At 61.7% G+C, this 5,607-nt stretch carries 3 protein-coding genes and 1 pseudogene; 1 reads left to right on the plus strand and 3 read right to left on the minus strand.

Features of this window, described 5'->3' with window-relative positions; all coding sequences use genetic code 11:
• Window positions 1-48: 48 nt before the first annotated feature.
• From EN914_RS22080 to EN914_RS22090, 3 genes are all read right to left on the minus strand, one after another.
• The gene (locus EN914_RS22080) at window positions 49-1,077 is read right to left on the minus strand and encodes an NAD(P)/FAD-dependent oxidoreductase (protein ID WP_013531877.1); all 1,029 of its coding nucleotides are present in this window, start codon (window positions 1,075-1,077) and stop codon (window positions 49-51) included.
• Window positions 1,078-1,272: 195 nt separating this feature from the next.
• On the minus strand, window positions 1,273-1,593 hold the full coding sequence (locus EN914_RS22085; protein WP_013531878.1) for a 2Fe-2S iron-sulfur cluster-binding protein: 321 nt from the start codon (window positions 1,591-1,593) through the stop codon (window positions 1,273-1,275).
• A gap of 111 nt (window positions 1,594-1,704) precedes the next feature.
• Entirely contained in the window at window positions 1,705-2,073 is a 369-nt protein-coding gene (locus tag EN914_RS22090) for an Hpt domain-containing protein (protein ID WP_023813039.1), read from the minus strand.
• Between the two features lie 272 nt (window positions 2,074-2,345).
• Here EN914_RS22090 and EN914_RS22095 point away from each other — a divergent pair.
• Window positions 2,346-5,607: pseudogene (locus EN914_RS22095) on the plus strand (kinesin); the annotation flags it as partial.

Consider the following 5,607-nt stretch of genomic DNA (forward strand, 5'->3'; position numbering starts at 1 on the left):
CTTCGCGGCTACGCCGAAAATGCGGCGCCGATGCTGGCCGAGTAAAGTTCAGCCGGAGACGCCGAGCTTCTTCTGCAGGCTGGTCGATGAAGTCGTGTACTGGAAAACGATGCGCTCGCCGGGGCTGATGATGCGCTTGGCGGCCTGCGCCATCAGCGCCACTTCGTGGAAACCCGACAGGATCAGCTTCAGCTTGCCCGGATACCAGTTGATGTCGCCGACCGCGAAGATGCCGGGCACCGATGTCTGGAATTTTTCGGTATCGACCGGAATGAGGTTCTCGTGAAGGTTGAGACCCCACTCCGCGATCGGTCCGAGCTTCATGGTCAGGCCGAAGAACGGCAGCATGCGCGTGCAAGGCACCTCGACGTCGCCATCCGGTCCCTTGATGGTGGCCGATGACAACTGGCCGTCGGCACCGGTCAATCCGGTCACCTGGCCGACCTGGAATTCGAGCTGCTTCATCTCCTGCATGGCATACATCTTGTTGACGCTGTCGGGAGCGGCGCGGAACTCAGGCCGCCGGTGCACCAGCGTCACGCTCTTTGCCACCGGCTGCAGGTTCAGCGTCCAGTCGAGCGCCGAGTCGCCGCCGCCGACAATGACGAGGTCGTGGCCGCGAAAATCCTCCATCCGGCGCACCGAATAGAAGACGCTCTTGCCTTCATAGGGCTCGATGCCGGGGATCGGCGGACGCTTGGGCTGGAAGGAGCCGCCGCCGGCGGCAATCACCACCACCTTGGCCTCGAACACCTCGTTTTCGTCGGTGGTGACGCGAAAACTGCCGTCCTCCAGTTTTTCCAGGCTGGAAACCATTCGGTTGTAGCTGAAATCGGGCTTGAACGGCGCGATCTGCTCGAGCAATTTGTCGACCAGCCCCTGCGCCGAGATCGAAGGCCAGCCTGGAATGTCGTAGATCGGCTTTTCCGGATAGAGCTCCGCGCATTGGCCGCCCGGCCGATCGAGAATGTCGATCAGGTGGCACTTCATGTCGAACAGGCCGAGCTCGAACACGGCAAACAGGCCAACCGGCCCTGCCCCGACAATAAGCACGTCTGTCCTGGTGATGTCGGTCATGCCTGTGCCTCGCTGCGCATGACCCCGAAAATCGGATCGATTTTCGGAAAGGATCACGCGCAAATAAAAGTGCTACAGCGTCCTTTGCGCGTCCAAGAGGACGCGCGGCGCTGTGGTGAAACAGCAGGACACTGCATGACCATCGCCCCGCTGCCAAGCCACAGCGGGAAAAATCAGTTGGCAAAAAGGTTGCGCTTATCCCTGGCGGGCAGGCACCCGCACGACCAAGCCGTCAAGCGCATCGCGGACCTTGATCTGGCATGACAGGCGCGAGTTGGGCTGGACGTCGTAGGCGAAGTCCAGCATGTCCTCTTCCATCGCTTCCGGCTCGCCGACTTCAGCCGTCCAGGCTTCGTCGACATAGACGTGACAGGTGGCACAGGCGCAGGCACCGCCGCATTCGGCTTCGATCCCGGGCACGGCGTTGCGGATCGCGTTCTCCATGACCGTAGAGCCGTTCTCGGCGTCCATGTCGAAATGCGTGCCGTCATGGGCAATGAAAGTCAGCTTGGTCATTTGTCACCTGAAGGGAGTTGCAGCCGAGATAATCACTCCGGCTGACAAGTCAACTGCCGCATGAAAGCGCCGCCCGATGACGTTTTTCCGCAAATCGGATTCGGCGCGGATTCAGCGGTTGATGGCGGCGATGAAATCGCGCACTTCGTCGATCAGCGTACCAAGCCGCTTGAGCGTCTGGCCGTCTTCCGGCCGGTGCTCGATCTCGGTGGCGCAATCGGCGATGGCAAAGGCGCCCACGCCCCGTGCCGAACCCTTTAATCCATGGGCGAGCAGAAGCCGGTCCTTGATATCGGCGTCGACTATTCTGTCGCGCACGGACAGCGCCTGCTGTACAAATAGCGCGAGAACCTCTTGCTCAAGGCTGCGGTCACCCATCGTCTGGCGGGCAAGGTGTGCCAAATCGACCGGCCGTGACCGTCTTGGTCCGGATACATCTCCCCCGGGCATTGAGAAGGCGATGCCGCTTTCGCCACGCATGAACTCGAACTCCGTTTCTTCGACTCGCCCAAAAACCTAGGCGAATCCAATGGACAACGGGTTAATGAATGGCCCGGAAAAATGTTGCCAAAGCGGCGTCCAAATCACAGTTCCGTTAACCTTATATTTAAAGTTTTACGTATCCCGCGGAATGCATGTTTTCTTTACCCCCCTGTGTCATTACGATACGAGGGGTCCATTTTCAGCCTCCTGCGCGGGGCAAGACAAACAGAATTATAAGCCCGCGGCAGCTAGTACAGGGTAGCGAAGGCATGGCAAAGAAACCGACGACGAGAACTCTCGACAGCGAAGTGGCCAGGGAACTGGAAAAGGCGCTCGATCTCGACCTCAGCAATGAGATCGGCAGCGGCGACCTCGATATCGCGGCTTCGATGGAGGATCTTGAAGCGCAGATATCCCAGGCGGCCGACGAGCTGGCGCGCGAGGGACGCAATCATAAGCCGGAACAGAACCCGGAGCCGGTGGTCAACCAAAACCAGGCCGCGAAACCCGCGCCCAAGGCCAAACCTGCCGAATTGCGCCCCGTGGAACCGCGCAATGGCGCCCAGCCCGCAGGTTTCGCGCCGGCCAATGACGATCGCCAGAAGGATTACAAGACGCTCCTGCACAGCCTCAACAGGCGTGCCTCGAACACCATTTACTGGGTCGTCGCCTTCGTTTCGCTCGCCTGGTTCGCCGGTGCCGGTGGTTTGGCCAATCTGCTTTTCGGACCGAGCATCTGGAGAATCCGTACGCTCGACCAGTTCCTTGCCCGTCCGGAACTGATCGGCCTCGCCGTCGCGGCCATCGTGCCCGTCATCCTGTTCTGGGCCTTCGCCGCCATGATTCGCCGCGCCCAGGAAATGCGCATCGCCGCACAGTCGATGACCGAAGTGGCCTTCCGCCTGACCGAGCCGGAAAACCTTGCCCAGGATCGCGTCATGATGATCGGCCAGGCCGTTCGTCGCGAGGTCGCGGCGATGGGCGAAGGCATCGAACGCACGCTTGCCCGCGCCGTCGAACTGGAAACGCTTGTCCACAGCGAAGTCAACCAGATCGAACGCTCCTATTCCGAGAATGAATCCCGCATCCGTTCGCTGGTCGACGGCCTCGGCAGCGAGCGCGAAGCCGTCGTCACCCATGCCGAGCGCGTCCGCGCCTCGATTACCGGCGCGCATGAGACGCTGAAGGACGAGATCGGCGCGGCTTCCGACATCATTCGCGACTCGATCCTCAATGCATCGACCAAATTGTCGATGACAATCACCAATTCCGGCGACACGCTGATCGACCGCATCAACGAAAGCTCGATGTCGATCTTCGATTCCGTCGAAGGCCGGCTCGATTCGATCACCGACCGTCTGTCGACCTCGGGCGAGGCCTTCGCCAGCCTTCTCGACACCCGCATTGCCAAGCTGACGGACACCACGGACGGACTGACGCGGTCGTTGACCGATCTGCTCGACGATCGCACCACCGGCATGGTGTCGCTGCTTGGCGGCGCCGCGCGCACCCTCAATTCCGAATTCGAGGCCAGCCTCAACGGCATCGAGCGCACGCTCGCCGAACGCGGCCAGGCGCTGATCAGCGAGTTCCAGACCCGCGCCGAGGCGCTCGACACCGGAACGCAGAAGCTCAATGCCGCACTCGAGGCCCGCGCCCGCCAGATCAATGAAACGCTGGTCGAGCGCGCCCGCGAAATCGCGCACACCTTCGCCGAGAGCAAGGACACGCTGTCGGCGATGATCGATCAGGGCAAGACCCAGATCGGCGCCGACATGGCCGACATCGTCACTTCGACCTCCTCTATGCTCGAAGCCCGCGCCAGCGACTTCGCCGGACGCATGGAAGCCGCCCGTCACGTCGTGTCGCGTTCGTTCGACAGTGACATCCAGCGGCTCGCCGACGCCCGCGTCGGCATCGAGGAAGCTGTCGAGAACCACAGCAGGAAACTGTCCGAAAGCCGCGAGCGCATGGCCGCGGCCATGGAGGCCGACCTGGCGAAGTTCGCCGAGGGCCGCGCCGGCATCGATGCGGCAGTAACCAACCAGGTGCAGAAGCTGGCCGAAGGCCGCAGCCTGATCTCGCGCGCTCTCGAAGAGGATCTGCGCAAGGTCAATGAATCGCGGGCGGCCATCGATGCATCGCTCGGCAGCCATCTCGAAAGGCTGGAAGAAGGTCGCAACAGGCTCTCTATTGCCTTGAATGAAGACTCCGGAAAGCTGGTGCAAGCTCGTACGATCATTGATGAAATGGTCGCCGGACATGTCGGAAAACTCGCCGAGGGCCGCAACATTCTGTCGCGCGCTTTGGAAGCCGATCTCGGAAAACTGTCCGACAGCCGCGCCGACATCGACGGTCTGGTCGCCGGTCAGGTGGAAAAAATCGCCGAAGGCCGCGCCGTGCTCGCCAAGGCGTTGGAAAACGACATCGTCGGCATCAAGAGCCTCATCGAAACCCATTCCGCCAAACTGGCGGAAGACCGCACGCAGCTCTCCCATTCGCTCGACAATGATCTGTCCGGCATACGCGGCCTGATCGAAAGCCATTCGGGACGGTTGGCCGAGGACCGCAGCCTGCTGTCGCAGACCCTTGAAGCTGACCTTGCCAAGCTGGCCGAAAGCCGTTCGAGCATCGACGGTCTGGTCGCCGGTCAGGTCGAGAAGCTGGCGGAAGGCCGCGACATTCTCAAGCGCGCGCTGGAATCCGACCTGAACACGATCAAGGGCGTTATCTCAAGCCAGTCGGAAAAGCTGGCCGAGGATCGCGGTCAGCTTTCCCGGGTCCTGGAAGCCGACCTGCAGAATGTGAACAGCGTCATCGCCGATCACATGAACAAGCTTGTCCAAGACCGCTCCGCCCTGTCCAGGGCCCTTGAGGACGACCTCGCCAAGCTGGCCGACAGCCGCTCCAGCATCGACGGGCTGGTTGCGGGTCAGGTCGAGAAGTTGTCCGAGGGCCGAGATATTCTGCGGCGCGCTCTGGAATCCGACCTCAACGCGATCAAGGGGACCATTGCCGACCAGTCGCAGAAACTGGTCGATGACCGGGCACAGTTCGCCCGGGCACTCGAGGCTGACCTCGAAAGCGTCAATGGCTTGGTCAACAGCCATTCCGAAAGGCTCGTCCAGGATCGTTCGACGCTGTCGAAAGCGCTTGAAGCCGACCTCGAAAACGTCGGTGGCCTCGTTAACAGCCACGCGGAAAGGCTTGTCCAGGAGCGCTCGACCCTGTCCAAGGCGCTCGAGGACGATCTTGCCAAACTGGCCGAGAGCCGCTCAAGCATCGACGGTCTGGTCGCCGGCCAGGTCGAGAAACTCGCCGAAGGTCGCGATGTTCTCAAGCGCGCGCTGGAAGCCGATCTCGCCAAGCTGGCCGAAAGCCGCTCCAGCATCGACGGTCTGGTTGCCGGCCAGGTCGAGAAGCTGGCCGAGGGCCGCGACATTCTCAAACGCGCCCTCGAAGCCGACCTGCAGAAGCTGACCGAAAGCCGCAGCGACATCGACGACGTCATCGCCGGACATGTCGGCAAGC

Origin of the sequence: Mesorhizobium sp. M7A.F.Ca.CA.001.08.2.1 (assembly GCF_003998455.1) — a bacterium.
Lineage (GTDB): Bacteria > Pseudomonadota > Alphaproteobacteria > Rhizobiales > Rhizobiaceae > Mesorhizobium > Mesorhizobium ciceri.